The 16,124-nt window shown below is 41.0% G+C and carries 12 protein-coding genes and 2 pseudogenes; 5 read left to right on the top strand and 9 right to left on the bottom strand.

Annotation, left to right across the window (positions count from 1 at the left end):
• Positions 1–235 precede the first annotated feature (235 nt).
• On the top strand, positions 236–1,642 hold the full coding sequence (locus tag K7J14_RS02485; protein ID WP_230752683.1) for a DNA primase family protein: 1,407 nt from the start codon (positions 236–238) through the stop codon (positions 1,640–1,642).
• Between the two features lie 1,191 nt (positions 1,643–2,833).
• Positions 2,834–3,148 (top strand): hypothetical protein, encoded by a 315-nt coding sequence (locus K7J14_RS02480; RefSeq protein WP_230752681.1) that lies wholly within the window; start codon positions 2,834–2,836, stop codon positions 3,146–3,148.
• Between the two features lie 100 nt (positions 3,149–3,248).
• On the opposite strand, the gene K7J14_RS16200 is transcribed toward K7J14_RS02480, so the two are convergent.
• Positions 3,249–4,556 (bottom strand): tyrosine-type recombinase/integrase, encoded by a 1,308-nt coding sequence (locus K7J14_RS16200; RefSeq protein ID WP_230752678.1) that lies wholly within the window; start codon positions 4,554–4,556, stop codon positions 3,249–3,251.
• Between the two features lie 698 nt (positions 4,557–5,254).
• Between K7J14_RS16200 and K7J14_RS02470 the strand changes: the two are divergent.
• Positions 5,255–5,524 (top strand): annotated as a pseudogene (locus K7J14_RS02470) (type II toxin-antitoxin system RelE/ParE family toxin); the annotation flags it as partial.
• A gap of 11 nt (positions 5,525–5,535) precedes the next feature.
• Positions 5,536–5,850 (top strand): helix-turn-helix domain-containing protein, encoded by a 315-nt coding sequence (locus K7J14_RS02465; protein ID WP_230752674.1) that lies wholly within the window; start codon positions 5,536–5,538, stop codon positions 5,848–5,850.
• A 343-nt stretch (positions 5,851–6,193) separates the two neighbouring features.
• Here K7J14_RS02465 and K7J14_RS02460 read toward each other — a convergent pair whose 3' ends face one another.
• The 6 genes and pseudogenes from K7J14_RS02460 to K7J14_RS02435 form a co-directional block, all read right to left on the bottom strand.
• Positions 6,194–7,192, bottom strand: a complete 999-nt coding sequence (locus tag K7J14_RS02460) for a restriction endonuclease subunit S (protein WP_230752672.1) — start codon at positions 7,190–7,192, stop codon at positions 6,194–6,196.
• On the bottom strand, positions 7,179–9,080 hold the full coding sequence (locus K7J14_RS02455; protein WP_230752670.1) for an HsdM family class I SAM-dependent methyltransferase: 1,902 nt from the start codon (positions 9,078–9,080) through the stop codon (positions 7,179–7,181). The genes K7J14_RS02460 and K7J14_RS02455 overlap by 14 nt, the downstream gene beginning before the upstream one ends.
• A 223-nt stretch (positions 9,081–9,303) precedes the next feature.
• A complete protein-coding gene (locus K7J14_RS02450; protein WP_230752668.1) occupies positions 9,304–10,272 on the bottom strand; it encodes a hypothetical protein in 969 nt (322 codons plus the stop codon).
• 293 nt (positions 10,273–10,565) lie between these two features.
• A complete protein-coding gene (locus tag K7J14_RS02445; protein ID WP_230752666.1) occupies positions 10,566–11,072 on the bottom strand; it encodes a GIY-YIG nuclease family protein in 507 nt (168 codons plus the stop codon).
• 214 nt (positions 11,073–11,286) lie between these two features.
• Positions 11,287–11,841: a YdeI/OmpD-associated family protein gene (locus K7J14_RS02440; protein ID WP_230752663.1), complete on the bottom strand. Its 555-nt coding sequence runs from the start codon at positions 11,839–11,841 to the stop codon at positions 11,287–11,289.
• A 369-nt stretch (positions 11,842–12,210) separates the two neighbouring features.
• Positions 12,211–12,714 (bottom strand): annotated as a pseudogene (locus K7J14_RS02435) (DUF6338 family protein); the annotation flags it as partial.
• Between the two features lie 76 nt (positions 12,715–12,790).
• Here K7J14_RS02435 and K7J14_RS02430 point away from each other — a divergent pair.
• Positions 12,791–13,993: an IS256 family transposase gene (locus tag K7J14_RS02430; RefSeq protein ID WP_230752658.1), complete on the top strand. Its 1,203-nt coding sequence runs from the start codon at positions 12,791–12,793 to the stop codon at positions 13,991–13,993.
• Positions 13,994–14,679: 686 nt separating this feature from the next.
• Here the strand turns inward: K7J14_RS02430 and K7J14_RS02425 are convergent.
• A complete protein-coding gene (locus tag K7J14_RS02425) occupies positions 14,680–15,237 on the bottom strand; it encodes a dihydrofolate reductase family protein (protein WP_230752655.1) in 558 nt (185 codons plus the stop codon).
• A gap of 110 nt (positions 15,238–15,347) precedes the next feature.
• Positions 15,348–16,079, bottom strand: coding sequence for a substrate-binding periplasmic protein (locus tag K7J14_RS02420; RefSeq protein ID WP_230752651.1), 732 nt, complete (start codon positions 16,077–16,079; stop codon positions 15,348–15,350).
• Positions 16,080–16,124: the final 45 nt, after the last annotated feature.

The raw sequence follows: 16,124 nt of genomic DNA, 5'->3' as shown, positions 1-16,124 counted from the left end.
TCTCGTTCGAGGAAGAACAGGCGAAGGACATTGAATACCTGTGCAATCTCAACGGTACGAAGCTGACCTACCGGGAACTGGTGATACTTTTGTTTTTCCAGCGCAGGGAGTATCTGAAAAAACCGGGATCACTCCTGTGCCTGTACCGGGTATGGAAATCTGAAGAGACTGAGGGTGTGACTCATGATAGGCGGTACGCGCTGTATTATCAGGCTTTAATGCAAGGGGGGTACCTTTGAGCGACGGGGATGAACAGGTATCTTTTGATGCCAAACTCCTGCGCGTCGATGATTTTGTCGCGGGAAAAGAACAGTTTACCGACCTCACGAACGGAGAACAGTTCGTAAAGGAATTCCGGGAGAAAATCCGCTTCTGCACGGCCTGGAACAAATGGCTGATCTGGGACGGGAATACCTGGCATCCCGATGACTGCAATGAAATATATGCGCTGGTCAAATCGTTCATTCGGGGCATGTACCTGAAAACGGGACCGCTCTGCGACGCGGAGCGGTCGGTGCTTCTCCGTTCGCATTTGATCAAGAGCGAATCGATACGGAAGAGGCAGGCACTGATCGAGAGCGCGAGCCATGAACAGGCGGTAAGGCTCTTCCCGCACGAGGTTGACAGCGACCCTTTTGTTTTCAACGTCCAAAACGGCACGATTGACCTCCGTACCGGGATACTCCATGAACCGATGAAGGAAAAGTTCATCACGAAGTGCGCAAAAGTTGTCCACGACAGGAATGCGCAAAGCCCTGAATGGAACATGTTCCTGCTGCGGATAATGGACGGGAACGGACGTCTCATTACCTTTTTGCAGAAGGCGGTCGGCTGGGCGCTGACCGGGGACATGAGCGAACAGGTTATGTTTATTCTCTACGGTTCGGGGGCGAACGGCAAAAGCACGTTTCTCAATGCCATCATGGAAATTCTCGGAGATTACGCGATGTCGAGCCCGACCGAAACCTTCATGAAAAAGCACGGGGAAGGAATCTCGAACGATATCGCGCGCCTGCGGGGAACGCGTTTTGTCACGACGGTTGAGGCCGAGGAAGGAAAGCGGATGAGCGAGCCACTCATCAAGCAGGTAACCGGACAGGACATGATGACGGCACGGTTTCTGTATGGCGAGTATTTCGACTTTGCCCCGAGCTTCAAGATTTTCATGGCCACGAACCACAAACCGGTAATCAGGGGAAATGACCACGGAATCTGGCGGCGTATCCGTCTGGTTCCCTTTACGGTAACGATACCCTACGAAGAGCGAGACCCGAACCTGATGGAAAAATTGCGGAAGGAGGCTCCCGGGATTCTCAACTGGATGGTCGAAGGATGTCTCCTGTGGCAAAAGGAATGGCTCGGTGAACCGGAAGAAGTAAAACTCGCAACCGAGGAATACCAGGAGGATATGGATCTTATCGGCTCCTTTATCAGGGAATGCTGCATTGTGGACCCGAGCGGGTATCTTCGAATCGGCTCAGGGGAACTGTACCGCGCGTATACGGTATGGTGCGAAAAGAACAGCGAGAGGCCGTATGCCCAGCGGATATTCGGCATACACCTGCAGAACATGGGTGTGGGAAAGGAGCGGGATTCCACAACGCGGTACTGGAAAGGTATTGCGATCAGGACAGAAAGTTGATGAAAGGCCGGTTGTTCCGGTCTTTTTTTTGTCCTTGAGGGTTTCCCCCGTGCTCCCCCTTCCGTATGAGTCTTGAAAATGACACAAAGCAATGACACAAGAACGAAAAGCGGCAGCGAAAAGAATGTAAACTCATGTCAATTCAGGTAAACAGAAGTAAACGAAAGATACAGAGTTCTTCTTATTTTTCTTTTTTATTTTTTTTATGACCTATGGATAAAATAATAAAGGCAGAAACAAGACAATACAGAAAGTTTCCGAAAACGAAGTCAGTAAGCGTCATTGTGTCATTGATGCGATTAAAAGCAAGCAGTTTTTCCCTGTCGTGCGCTCCCCGTGAGAAAATATTTTTCGCGGGATAAAAAAAATTAGCGTGATTATATCGGTCCGGCCCCGCAGGGGCCGGAAGTGTCGCGGCGGGCTTTGCATTCACTATCGGAATCTTCCGCCTTCGCCAGTGAAGCGGTCGCGGAGGCTGAGGAACGAAGCCGGAGTGTCCGCTGAACGATAAGGCGAAGGCGGAAGAACGCACAGCACTAAACCGCGTGAAGAAACCTTCGGCAGGTCTACGAGCCGAAGGCGAGAAGTCCTTGCGAACGATTGTATTCCCGCTCACGGTATCGGGCGAGGGAAGAAAATCGGTGCCTGTCATTCACCCCGGATTGACCGGTCATCACAGGAAAGCGTGTAAGCGTCCCGCCGGGCTGGTTCGAATCAGCTGGTCTTCCCGGGCGCCCGCCTGTTCGGTGTCATCGCATCACCTTGAACCAGATGCACCACCGGCGTCCCGGACGAGTGGAACGAGCTGGAGCCCCCCAGGCCTTCAGGCCGATAGAGGCCCCCCTTTCCCCAATTTCGATCCGGTACCTTTTGCAGGGGGTGCGGGGGGTGAGGGGTTTGGGGAGAGGGGGCCGGCGGGGGGCGAAAGGAATCCGGGACGCCGGTGGTGCCGCTTTGTTTACGGCAGAAGTACAGGCGGGCGCATCTTGAAGGAGGACCCGGGAGCGCAAGGGCAGGAGGCCCGTAGCGCGTAGGGTTCGACTGAAGTGAAGGCGCACACGGACGTGCGCCTGAACTCGAGATTTTGGCGAGTGATACTCCCGCGAAGAAAAAGACCGCGAAGCGACGGAGCGTGAAATACCCGGCGGGACGCGTTGCAGGATTGACGGGGAGAGGCAAGAAAATGCGGGCATGTTTCCCGATGCAAAGAAAAATAATCTCTTGAACGAAGGAACGAGCGAGCGCGAGGCCGTGGAGAGCGGAACGCAGTGGAGCGATCCTTGGCTGAGCGGCGACCGAGTGACGAAAGTGAAAGAGTTTATTTTTGTTAACCAAACTTCTTCAGGAACTGGACGAATGGAAAGCGAAAGAATGAAGCGGTCGGGAGAAAAGACGCCGAAAGGGGTGTTGCAGCCGGAGAACTCGGGGACCGGGAGGCAACCGGGGAGGAGTGAAAAGCCGGAGGAACAGGGGACGTTGATTCTTGGGAACATAACAGTTTCTTGAACGGAGGAGCGAGGCACGAGCGACGGAGAGAAAGAAGCTGTTTTGTTGACCCTTTCTTATCTCTTGATTTCGCATAGATACCCTTCCTGCTGGCCCGCCATTACGTTCCTGAGCCGAATTTGAATGAGGTCCCGAAGGTCTCGTCGAGTGCGGTGGCCGCGATATCCAGCTGTTTTTTTGTCGCATGGTCGGCATAACGTTTGGTCATCGAGGCGGTAAGATGCCCGAGGAGAAGCTGCGCTGTCCGCTCGTCCAGGTGATCGGCAATGATGGTCGCATTGTAGTGCCTCCAGGAATGGAACACGATATTCCGTGTTTTACGGTTTTCTTCAGTGATCTTGATATCGCCCAGGGCTTCATAGAAACCGTCATTGAATTTCTTGGTGTCACAGGGCTGATCGGCGTACAGTGGTGACCAGAAAACGAAACTGTCGGGCTTGAATCCGTGCGGGGAGGTCTTGGCGTATTCAAGCAAAATAGTCCGGATGTACGGCAAAAGAATCACTTCGCGGGATTTTCCGTTTTTTGTCGTCTTCAGGCGGTCTTTGGTATTCCATCCGTGCTCGACCGATATGCTTTTTTCCCTGATGTCCTGTACCCGGAGGCCGAGGAGTTCCCCGGCGCGGAGTCCTGTTGTCATTGAGGTGAGGGTCGCGACCCGGGCGCGCTTGTCCTTCCAGTCAAGCGTAATGAGCGCCTGGACTTCGTTGTCTTCGAGTATTCCCCTCTCCTTTATTTTCGAACTGAACGAATCGAGGGACGCCGTGGGATCATAGCTGATGATATTCTTTTTCATGGCCCATTTCAGGGGTTTGCGTATTGAGTTCAGGATCTTGTTGACGGTCGCGCCCGATAGCGCGGTGGTCACTATTTCTGTAGTCCCGGTCTTTTTGTTTTTGATTTCGCGTATCGCAGTTTTTTGTTTCAGGAGAAATTCTTCGATATCTTCATCTTTCAGCTCCTCGATGGTGATTGTCTTACCGAAAGCCGGTTCCCAATAGGTATTGACCCGGTTTGCCATTTCGTAGCAATGGCGGCGAGTGATGCCCGTACCGTGCGCAAGGAGGCCTTGTATATATTTCGATTTGTCGTAGTTCCAGAAGTCAAGCAGAAACTGTATGAAGGGGTGCCCGGTCGGTTTTGTGGCGACTGGATCGGCTTTGGCGCAGGCCTGGCCTTTAGTATTCAGCAGCGCCAAAAGTCGTTCAGTTTCCGATGCATTGATGTTGAGCTGTTTCAGTTGGGCAAGGGCGGTATCGAAGGATAGAATTTGAGCGACCGGAGTGCTTTCGGCTTGTTTGCCGGGAATGCCCTGTTCAAGCCATTTGTAGGCGGTCAGAAGGGCGGCGTCGCGGTCCCGTTGGTGGGTTGTGCGACCATATGTCAGGGTTTTGGTGAGCGGGTCCACGAACTGGACATAATAAAACCCGTTATTCCTTTTATAACAATAAAGCGGGCGCATCATTCCTCTCTTTTCTGTCAATTCTTCTGACAGAAAACCGATTAATAATGGCCCGCTTTAACGGGTTTCTTATACAAGTTCTTATAACATAAGAACTTTACTTTGAGCCACGATGGATTCGAACCATCGACCCACGCCTTAAAAGCACTGGAAAATGGCCTTTACCTTACTGATTACCCTAAAATAGCTGCTTATCAGTGATTTTGTCAATTATCAGGCGTAATCAAACGTAATCATACCATTTCTTGGAGAATCATTGCACATTTCATTGCACAGGCGGAAGAACATAGGGGAAATTGTATCTCTACTTTGTGTATTGCATATTAAATTAGTCGGTGTTTTTTTTAACCTCATCAAATATATATACTAAATGTTGTTTTTCTATATATTACCGATGTGATATGTATAGGAAAACGATTATATCTATACTTATCAGAAAATTCCTAGTGACGTATGTTGAACTATTTAACTTATTCTATTAATAAAGGCTCGGGTTATCTAGGTTTGTTTTCTATAATTAGTTAAACAAATTATTATGCTCTTGACTTCATATGAACAATAAGGCATATTTAAGTATGTGGAAAGTAGTTGCAACGGATGAATATCTTAAGTGGTTCGGTTTGTAGGATGGAGATTCTAAGGAATCTATACTTTACAAGGTAATTCTATTAGAGGAATTTGGTCCTTCTTTGGGACGACCACATGTCGATACTTTAAAAGGTAGTTCTATGATAAATCTGAAGGAACTTCGCGCTCGAACTACTTCACATGTTCTTCGAGTTTTGTTTTACTTTGATGAAGATCGGCAAGCGTTACTTCTTATCGGTGGTGACAAGAAAGGGAAAAACGAAAAGGATTTTTATGACCGGCTTATACACCAGGCTGAATCCTTGATAAAGCGATACCGGCATTAAGGAGGTTCTGAATGGAAACAGCAAAGAACGCGGTTAAAAGTATGGAATCTTCGATGACTGCAGATCAGATTAAACGCGCACGAAATGAGGCTGAACGAGAAATACTATCAATTCGTCTTTCCGAGCTTCGGGAACGCCGTGGGATTAAACAGTCGGAAATGGGCTCTTTTAGCCAGACTGCTGTATCCAAATTGGAACGACGAAAAGATATGAAGCTATCAACATTAATTGAATATCTTGATGGAATTGGAATGGGTCTGGAACTTCGTGTATATCCAAAAGAAACAAACGGGATATCTGAAACAGAGATGCTTCTTAAGGTATAGCCCGAATGTGATTAGTGGTAAGAATGTCGAGTACAGATTTCCTTGATTCTTTACCATGATCTTTGACATGACTTTCGTATTTTAACACCACTAGAAACGCCCGACGGTTTATGGTCATGTCCAGACTTGGAGGAGTGGTCAGTTACTAAGTACTTTGCGCGAAGTAGTCGGAAGCCAAATTTGATCTTTTCCTTTCGTATATATTTTCGGTTCAAGATCGTTGGATATCTTGAAGCAAGAAAACTTAGAATTCAAGATACACAAGGACGGTTGAAACGACAATAAAGTGTAAACGATGTCCTTGTAGTTTTGTAAACTATGTCCTAGTTAGTACAGCCCGCCACTACAAAATCGCCTGAGCCAGGGATGGCGAAGGCGATATATCAATACTTTCTATAACGCGATTTACCGATCCATATACCCATTCTGGTATACTGCTTATTGAAGGAATGTATAAATGTTTCAAGCTTCTATTTGCTTGTCTACCATAACTAAATCTGAATTTATTCAGTTCAATGCAATAACAATAGAATAATAACTCTTCTTTACTTAAATCATATTTTGGAACTAAATACGCAACATCTCTACCAGAATAAAATGGTTCTTCCTGCAAGAATGTCGAAAGAACATTACCACCTAATGCACAACTAAGCACATTTGCCTGAATAGGATCAATACCACTGATCTTCTTTACATATGCAGAAACTCCATTATTCCCCATTACTCGGGATATAAATGGAATTCCACCATTTGATTTTGTCGTTTTATCAAGTCTATTGAGTTCTAAAGATGTACCATAATTTACATCAAAAATTTCAGACAATCTAACATATTCTCTGTCACCAGTGGTTATAGATTTTGAAGGTGTGGTGTATTTATAGATGTCGAGATTCAGCGTAATATCATCGAGTTTCAAAGATTGAACCCATATTGGAATAGCATTTGGAAGATCAATATCTTTCAGACGATTTCCCTTTGGTTTCCTTCCATATGAAAAACGAAACCTATTTGCTGTTATGCATTTGGCATAATAAATTTTCTCAGAAATGCTCATATTTTTTTTTGGAAGAAGAACAGACACATCTGAATTACATGCAAATTCAAATTGCGACACATATGAATATGTATGACTACCCTCTCCGTTTGTTGATACAAACAATGATCCGATCGGATAAACATCTTCGGATGATATTGATTCTTTCTTAATCCAACCTGCAAGAGTTCTTTGTTGAGTACTAGATGGCCGTAGAAAAGGAATGCTTCCAGGAAAAGATTTTGAATATATTGTGAGGTTTGTTGTTGTTAAGCCATTATGTATTTCAAACAGATCACTCAGTTTCATCTAATTCACCTTCATCTTCCGAACCACCTTTAATTTCTAGCATTAATTTAAATAGGAGATACTTTTTGATCTCTGTTTCAAAGTCATCTTTTGTTATTTTATCATAATCAGTGTCAATATAAGCTTCCGCTGTCCATTCATCTTTCCAATCAACTTCTGAAAGAGCGCTTTCGCCAGGATGGACCTCTCGATTTCGATAGTTTTCTACCCATCTATCTCTTATTGATGCCCACTTATCATTTAAGTCAATTCTTCCTCGATGTTTTGTCTTAACAAAACCATCATCTCTCCAATAGCCAAACCATGTTTTTTTATTGCTTTCTGAATGAGGTATCCCTGCTATCCAAACCATAATACATGTTACTACTCCTACAGGATAAAATAATTCTTGTGGCATCGACATTACAGCATCCAGGGTATGGTATTTCATCATTTCTGCTTTTATTGGATGTGGTGCAATTGCACACGAAATAGGTACTATTGCGATACCTATAGAGCCAACTGTTAAACAATCTAACATTTGTTTTACAAAGTATAGCTCATGTAATTCTGCATCACCTTTTGACTGAGAATATGGCGGATTTAGCATTCCTACATTAGGTTTCATGCTTCTGACAGATTTTATGACGGCCTCATCGAAACAACTAGCTTGATGTAAGTTAGCTTTACCATCGCCCCGTAATATCATGTTTGAAGCAGCAAGTGCAAACATTTTTGGGCTATTTTCAATACCAATTAATCTGTTTCGCTTAATATCAGTTCTTTCAGCTTCAGTTTTTGCTTTTTTAAGCATGAGTTGCATTGCAGAAATGAGGAATCCTCCAGTTCCCGCGCAAATATCTAGTACCTTTGATTTAGGATTAACATTTGCAATGAGTGCAAATATTTCAGCTACATGTCGAGGAGTAAGGACTATTCCTAATGCCTTTTTATCCCCTGCGGTATACTTTAAAAACTCCCCATAAAACTGTCCAACAACATCAAAATCATGATATACACTAATATATGGCCAAACATTATCGGAAATGCGTGTGATTATTTCCTTAAATACGCCATCTGGGTATTCTTTTGCAGTTTTTGAATCAGGTTTGCCTAGATTTGGATGGACTGCTATTGTCGTATATGGTTGTAACATTGTATCTTTCTTACCTTGTGGAATATCAGCTTTATCTAGTTCTTTTTTTATTGCACCCAACCATGCTTCCTGAATATCTTCAGAATCTAATGTAGAAAATGTTCGTAAAAATGATGTATTCATTAATGCAATTAAAGTACCACTAACTAAAAGCGGTTTCTCTTCTTCAGATATTTTTGCTTTAGTCCATATTAATTCATGTAATTCTCTGGAAAAGGCCAATAAATCAGATTGTCTGCGTTGTGAAATTTCAGGATCGTAAGCTGCAAGACGGTAATAGTCATCATATGGCAATATTTGAGAAATTGGCAAACCTGATTCATTTGTTAGTACTCGCGCTTGTTGACTTCCAGAAGCATAAACATAATTAGATACTCGTAAGGAACTTTCTGTCACCCCGCTAACTGCAACTGCCACTATGTTATAATATTTTGACAAATGAGTGGCATAGTGCATTACGCCGTCTACAGCATACTCCACAGGTTTATCAAGGTTTTCGCTTTGGTGCTTTCTCACATCAGGTTTGCATTCAAAGACGATAAGAAACTTATGGTCCTTCTTGTTAGAGACAATAAACTCAGGATAACCAGCATTGCCTTTTTGATTTTTGCTTGCTTTTGATAGAATATTTTTCACTTTTACGATTTCAGATTTTTGCTCTTCTATTGTGATATTGTTATCATGCTCATAATAACCATTTTTTCGAAACATCTCTCTTACAATGTTTTCAGTAATTCGTTCACTCTTGCCCATTTGTTGACTCCAATTAAAGTGCTTTAGAATATTATATAAACAAACTCCGCGCCAAGGATGGCGCGCGCGTAAAATAAGGTGCGGGCTGGTGCGCCGTTAGGAGCATCTGTACAACATTTGCTTAACCTGTAATTCCGGCCCGTAGGGATTGGCGCACTTTTTGCACCAGGAGCGAAGCGACGCAAAAAGTGTGACAAAAGGAATTATCAGGTTGAAGCAGTTGTTAGAGGTCTTTTACAATACTCTGAAGAAATGCAGCTAATACCTTTCCTTTTTTTATTTCTAATACTAACCGCATTCTAATTGTTTCTCGTTTCATTGCTTGTTCTATCATTGAATAATCATCTTTTGAAATAAATCCTGTAAAAATATCAACTTTGTGGTACTGAATACCTGTTACTTCATCTGTAATATCAATATAAATAATTTCTGGATTTGTTAAATCAATTGAATTAATTATAAAGTTACTTTCTAACGGTTTTCTTTCAGTCTCCACACGTGGACGTTCAATTTTGACTCGTTCATTAAGAACTTCATGATCAAAGGATACATCATCTATCACAACAGTATCAAAGTTTTCCTTAGCCAATAACCTAATGGATTTATCACGATTTTCGGTTGCTACCGCTATAGCTGATTGTGTCATTTGTAATAGTTCCATTTTTTCAATGAAATCATGCTCTTCTTTTTTATTCTCCAACTCAATTTTTTTATTTTCGATTTCAACTTGTTTAGCTTTTAAATATGCATCTGATGCAATATCAGCAACTGATTTTATTGAAAAGACTGCAATTAAGGCCATAACAATTTTAGTTTTTTGTTTTGAATCTAAACCTTTTAATAATAATTCAAGGTTTTCAATTGCTTCTGCGAAGCTTGCTAATATTTTAGTTGAGCCATCAGTAACAGTATATGTAATCTCTAGTTGCTTCTTTTCTTCATCTTTTAATCGAATTCTTTTGGTATCAGCAATACAATTTAAATAAATATCATTAATTATATCTTGTAAGCCAATTAATGATTTCATCATTGTTGGTGTTAAAGTAGAATTATATTTACTACCAGTGAAATGATAATTTAATGTTAATAAGGATTCTTCAAACTTTATATTGCCTGAATACTGATCGCCTTCGATAAAACCATTAATGATATTCACCAAATCTTCTGTTGTTCGCAATACAATATCCGGCATATTTTCTCCTTATATTTTTTGCGCTGCGATAGCAGCGTCCCTCTAACATTTGCTTAACCTGTAATTCCGGCCCGAAGGGATTGGCGTGCTTTTTGCCGAGCGTAGCGACTGCAAAAAGCGTGACAAAAGGAATTATCAGGTTGAAGCAGTTGTTAGAGATTTTTTTACTTAATTGATTACCTAAATTAAAAAGTTTCCTAAAATGCTTAATCGTTTTTCACTAATATTTTTATTTTTTTCACTTAATTCCAATATTTTCATTATTAATTTCTAAAGAAATACATTCCTGTTACTTAATCATCCTTATAACGATGTCGTTTATCATTTTTCAATCTTTCGTCTTTAACTTTTTTTATTAATTCATCACATTGATCAACTAATCCATCTCGTTCCCAGCCTCGTTCAAATGATTCAATCAACGATTTGTAATCATAAAAAACAAGTTCTGTTCCTAATAAAAAATTGTATTTATCTTGATCAAGATATGGACTTTTAATAATGTCTTCTATAACTACAATTACATCCCCATTATTGAGCTCTAAATTATCCCAACGAGGTAATACGTCATACCAGAGAGTCGCAGATTCAGCTTTTCGTGGATTTGTAACAGGCACATAATAAATAAGTTGCCATGGTTTATTAGTAAGCTGAACTAGTTTCCCAAGTATCTTAGTTCTGTCAGTATTATGACTTTTAAGCCTCTCCATTGGATGTTTTGTAGTTTGACCTAACTTGTAATAATGCGGAAGATCTGGGTGAAATAATACGTATAAATACCCTGTGTTCTCTTTTAATTCCATTTTTCATTTAATCCCTATGAATATGTTTATAAAGGCGTTATCTAAATAAGAATAGAAAAAATATTCTCTTCTGCCGCGCCGAAGGCGTCGCTCTAACATTTGCTTAACCTGCGTTTTGTTTGGCGCGGTTTTTGCCGAGCGTAGCGAAGAGCAAAAATCCGTGACAAGCAAATAAGTCAGGTTGAAGCAGTTGTTAGGCGTCTATTTGATTAAATTAATACAACATTCCGTTATAGTTATTTTGGAGTGCATCAATTATTTTATTTCTTCTTTTATTTTTTGTTTCTTCGGTTTTAGCATCACAATAAAAGCCAGCAAATTGCTTTTGTTTTGATAATGGTTTTTCATTGTATAATCTTACTATTTCGGGCATTGTTTGAAGCACATTTCTTAAACACTCTATTTTATCTTCTATACTTAATTGAGTATTTTCGTTGCTAATTTCTGGTAAATAAACATCAACACCGGATTTTGTCATTGCATTATTATCTACCATTTTCCTAAATATTTGCTTATTCTTCTCTGACCATTTATGAACATCTTTTCTTTTTGAAAAATATTTTCTATATCTTTCATCATTTATTGACTTCATAACCCCATCAATCCATCCAAAGCAGATTGATTCCTCTAGTGCGTCATTTGCAGTAAAATCTTTATTACCCTTTTTAAACTCTATCCAAATACTATTTTCTTTTTTGTGATTAATTACCAACCATTCTCTATATTTAACCCTATTCTCAAATTCAAGAACAACAACATCTTCATTCATATCGAACCTCGCTACAATCAATACAAAGAAAAAAATATTTCAAGTTTTAAATATATTTTCCTCTGCCCGAAGGGTCCGCCTAACATTTGCTTAACCTGTAATTCCGGCCCGAAGGGATTGGCGCACTTTTTGCCGAGCGTAGCGACTGCAAAAAAAGTGTGACAAAAGGAATTATCAGGTTGAAGCAGTTGTTAGATTTTTTTATTTTTTTGGAGGTTGTGGCGGCGCAGGAGGTGGCGTAGGTCTAACAACATCACTGATTGGATTCCTTCCTCTTGTAACAGGTGGATTACGAGAGTCTTGGACCTTCCCAGGAATAATTGTACCGGGCAATGGCTGTGGTTCTTTTCTTCCCATAATAAACTCCTTTTACTCCTTCATAAATTCAACAAACCGAACATCGGTTGCTTTAATTAGTATATATGAATCCATATCAAGATCAATATTTTTATCTTCATTTCCATCTGTTTCAATTAACCACATAGCATGTGATAATGCAAAATGTCCTTCAAGTGGATTTGTTGGCCATTCATCAGGCCAGCCCATTATTCTTCTTTCGTCATTTAAATGTAAAACAATAAATGTAATATTTTCAGAAAACACACCATACCATTCAGATGGATATGGTGTCTGTTTTGTTAGGTTTTTATCTCTTAAAAACTTATGAATACAATCACTATTTAAAATAAACGAAATAATAATCGCAAGAATAATTGAAATAATTACAGACCAGATTAATGATACTGTATCATCCCAAACCCCAATTGTGAATATATTCCCAATTAAAGAACATACTATCGATACCAAGTAAACTACTGCATTTATAATTACCGTATATATCAATGCATTAATAATGTTAGTGTACAATTCTTTCTGTAAATTGGGTTGAAAAAAGCAGGCCGATCGGGCTCAAATGGTAAGTGACCAAACCAACCATAAGGAGAACCCGATGGCCTACGAATCAGAATATACACTTTTGGAGCAAGTGATCCAGATGCTGGCAGCGAATGGGGACAATAAATTTTCTCGTGTTATCGAAGTGGTCGTCAATGAGGCCATGAAGATCGAGCGAGCAAAGGCTCTCAACGCCGAACCATATGAACGCACGGAAGAGCGTACTGGGCATGCCAATGGATTTAAAGACAAGACGCTCAATCTTGCGACCGGGAAAGTCCTCTTGAAAGTACCACAAGTTCGCGGGATGGAGTTTTACCCCAGCTGCATCGAGAAAGGCATGCGCAGTGAGCGTGCTCTCAAGCTCGCCATCGCCGAAATGTATGTCAAAGGAGTAAGTACCCGCAGGGTCTCGGATATCGTCGAAATTCTTTGTGGCACCGAAGTCAGCTCGTCCCAGGTCAGCAGGCTGGCAAAGGAGCTCGATGAAGAGATTACGTCTTGGAAGGCGCAGCCTGTCGGACAGATTCAATACTTGGTACTTGATGCGACCTATGAATCGGTGCGCGTCGGTTCCCAGGTGGTCAAGCAGGCTCTTCTAGTGGCTATTGGCGTTGATTACAGCGGGAATCGGCATATTCTTGACGCCGAAGTCGCGAACAGTGAGGCAGAGGTAAACTGGCGTTCCTTTCTCGAGGATCTCGTACGACGAGGGATGCACGGCCTTCGAATGATCACCAGTGATGACCACTCAGGACTTCGCGCTGCAATCGATGCTGTCTTCCCTGGAATTCTGTGGCAACGCTGCCAGTTTCATCTGCAGCAGAATGCCCACTCCTACGTCACGAAAAAAGATGACATCCCGCTGGTAGCCGCCGATATTCGGAAGGTGTTCAATGCGCCTGACCGCGAGAATGCAGAACGATATTTGCAACAGCTCGTTGAAAAATATCAAAAAACCCATCCGCGTTTAGCGGCTTGGGCCGATGTAAATATACGGGAAGGATTGAGTGTATTCAACATCCCTGAAAATCACAGGAGGAAGATGCGAACATCGAATCTGGCAGAACGCCAGATGAAGGAGATTAACAGGCGAACGAAAGTAGTGGGTGTTTTCCCGAACGCCGAGAGTTTACTTCGCCTTGCGGCTTCTATGCTGATCGAACAAAACGACCAGTGGCAGAATGACAAACGGTACTTGCCTGAGTCAACCGACCGACCTGCTTTGAACGAAATTTACAGAAAAAAGGTTGCATAATCTTAATAATTAAATCAAATTCTTTTTTTGTTTCATTCGGAGTTAATGATTCAATTATTCTTATTGAAATAAAACCAGGTATTAAAAACTTTAGAATATTGATAATTTCGGATGATAATAAATTCACTATTACCTCTTTTTTCCTCGGCCCGAAGGGTCAATCTAACAATAATTATTTTGTTCATAAATAATTTCTTGTTTGGTATATCTTTGTAGTATAAAATTTCATCAAAGGGATTATGTCATAAAGAATTGGGCACGGTGAGCCTATTTGTATGGCTTATAGACCACGGGTTGAGACAGATTGCACAGCTGTGTGTCCGCGCCGAAACTACGTGACTCTAGCCGGAAAGTTACTACACTTTCTTGTTTTGCATTGCTAAGAAAGCTTGGTTGAATTAGTAAAATTTCTGGTGAATAAATGCAATTTTTGACTGATTAATTTGAGTTCTTTAGTACTTGCTTCTCTTCGACCATTATTTTTCACAGATTTTTACTCTCAACAAGCTTTTTATGCTGGTCAGTATAACACGAAAAACCTGGATGTCACCATGAAATTTGGTTCTGTGATTAGTTTTGATATACTTTTCATTGAGTTTCTTTCTCTGAATCGGGCTTCTTACAAGAAGAAACTTCTTGTATTTTCCATGAAGAACATCAAATTGATGCCTGATAAAAAGTGAAAATTATTCAAAATTTGACACTTTATAGCGTAGTTCAACCATAGATTCACTAAATTTCTCGCATGAAATAAGTTTTAGCCTGGGAAACAGGATCTCTCGGGGAAAGACTTTAATTCCGTTTCCTAGGGTAACAGAGCCAATTTGAATAATGAGTTCATCAAGTAATCCAGCATCAAAAAACTGTCCAGCGATATCTCCTCCTCCAACTATCCATAAATTTCTGTCTCCGGAGATCTTGAATGCTTCATTATAAGCATTTCGAACATCGCCTTGTGTTATTCTGATATCTGCTCCCTGTGGTATAACATGTTGTTGATGGGAAAGAACCCAACATGGCATATTGTACGGCCATTCTGTTTCATCAGGCGTACCGATCATCATACCTTTCTGCAAGATCCATTCATAGGTGGATGCCCCCATAACTATCGCTCCAACTTCATTGTAAAAGGAAGGGTAGCTAGTGGTAGATATATCTGCAAGCGGAAATAACCAGTCTAATGAATGGTCGGTAGTTGCAATAAAACCATCAAGCGTTGATGCTGTATAATATTGTGTTAACAAAATAGACTCCTTTTACAAGAATTTGAGATAGCGATACTGCATGTGTTCAAACGAACTCATTTGATCACATAAAGTACTCAGTGACATATTATTTTCGCCTAATATTGTAATTAATTTGATAGGATTTGTTTCTTCAATTTATTCTTCTGTTTTAGTAGAATATCATATTTTTCTACTAATTCTGAATAATCTTTTGCTTTTGTAAAGGCTAAATAGCTGTAAACAACTTCAACTGGTGGTAAAAGCGCAATAAGATTTTCTACCTGAAGCTTATCCAGTAAGGTCAGTCCGACATCATAACTGTTGATTACTAAGTCGACTCTCCCAGCTATTAGTTTTCTGATATTCTGTTCAAATGTTTGTGCTTCATCTAGGTTAGTAATAATTCCGTTTCTAACGTAGTTATCAAACACTGCTCCGTATGATGTTTTACTAACTACTCCAATTGTATATTTCTTAATATCCTCGATACTACCGGTCCAGACAATTCCTGATTCTTTTGTGGTAAAAAAGACAAAGGGTTGTTGAATTAATGGTTCATTGGTAAAGAGAAGCTGTTTTTCTCTCTCTGGTGTTTTTTTGAGTGAGAAATAGGCATCAGCATCCCCTTTTGTCACCATAAAAAGGCCACGAGCTATTGGATAGATCTTTATGATGACATTAATACCTAGTTCCTGAAACAAATCTCTTACTTTCTCGCTGATAGGACCTTTTACCTGATCATTCTCAAAATATATGAAAGGAGGGTACTCCAAGGTGGCAATATGTATTGTTTGTTGTTCAGAAAATAATAACTGAACAAAGATGAGAACAACCAAGACTATACAATTTTTTTTGATCATGCCTTATCCCTTAATTATTAATATATCTGACACTCCTTCGGTCTT

This window comes from Teretinema zuelzerae, assembly GCF_021021555.1.
GTDB classification, from domain to species: domain Bacteria; phylum Spirochaetota; class Spirochaetia; order Treponematales; family Treponemataceae; genus Teretinema; species Teretinema zuelzerae.
This window is presented reverse-complemented; position numbering and strand designations above follow the sequence as displayed.

Excerpts from the sequence above, each read along its gene's own strand:
- K7J14_RS02480 (WP_230752681.1), top strand. The coding sequence starts at position 2,834 with ATGTTTCCCGATGCAAAGAAAAATAATCTCTTGAACGAAGGAACGAGC.
- K7J14_RS02465 (WP_230752674.1), top strand. The coding sequence starts at position 5,536 with ATGGAAACAGCAAAGAACGCGGTTAAAAGTATGGAATCTTCGATGACT.
- K7J14_RS02450 (WP_230752668.1), bottom strand. The coding sequence starts at position 10,272 with ATGCCGGATATTGTATTGCGAACAACAGAAGATTTGGTGAATATCATT.
- K7J14_RS02440 (WP_230752663.1), bottom strand. The coding sequence starts at position 11,841 with ATGAATGAAGATGTTGTTGTTCTTGAATTTGAGAATAGGGTTAAATAT.
- K7J14_RS02455 (WP_230752670.1), bottom strand. The coding sequence starts at position 9,080 with ATGGGCAAGAGTGAACGAATTACTGAAAACATTGTAAGAGAGATGTTT.
- K7J14_RS02445 (WP_230752666.1), bottom strand. The coding sequence starts at position 11,072 with ATGGAATTAAAAGAGAACACAGGGTATTTATACGTATTATTTCACCCA.
- K7J14_RS02420 (WP_230752651.1), bottom strand. The coding sequence starts at position 16,079 with ATGATCAAAAAAAATTGTATAGTCTTGGTTGTTCTCATCTTTGTTCAG.
- K7J14_RS02460 (WP_230752672.1), bottom strand. The coding sequence starts at position 7,192 with ATGAAACTGAGTGATCTGTTTGAAATACATAATGGCTTAACAACAACA.
- K7J14_RS02430 (WP_230752658.1), top strand. The coding sequence starts at position 12,791 with ATGGCCTACGAATCAGAATATACACTTTTGGAGCAAGTGATCCAGATG.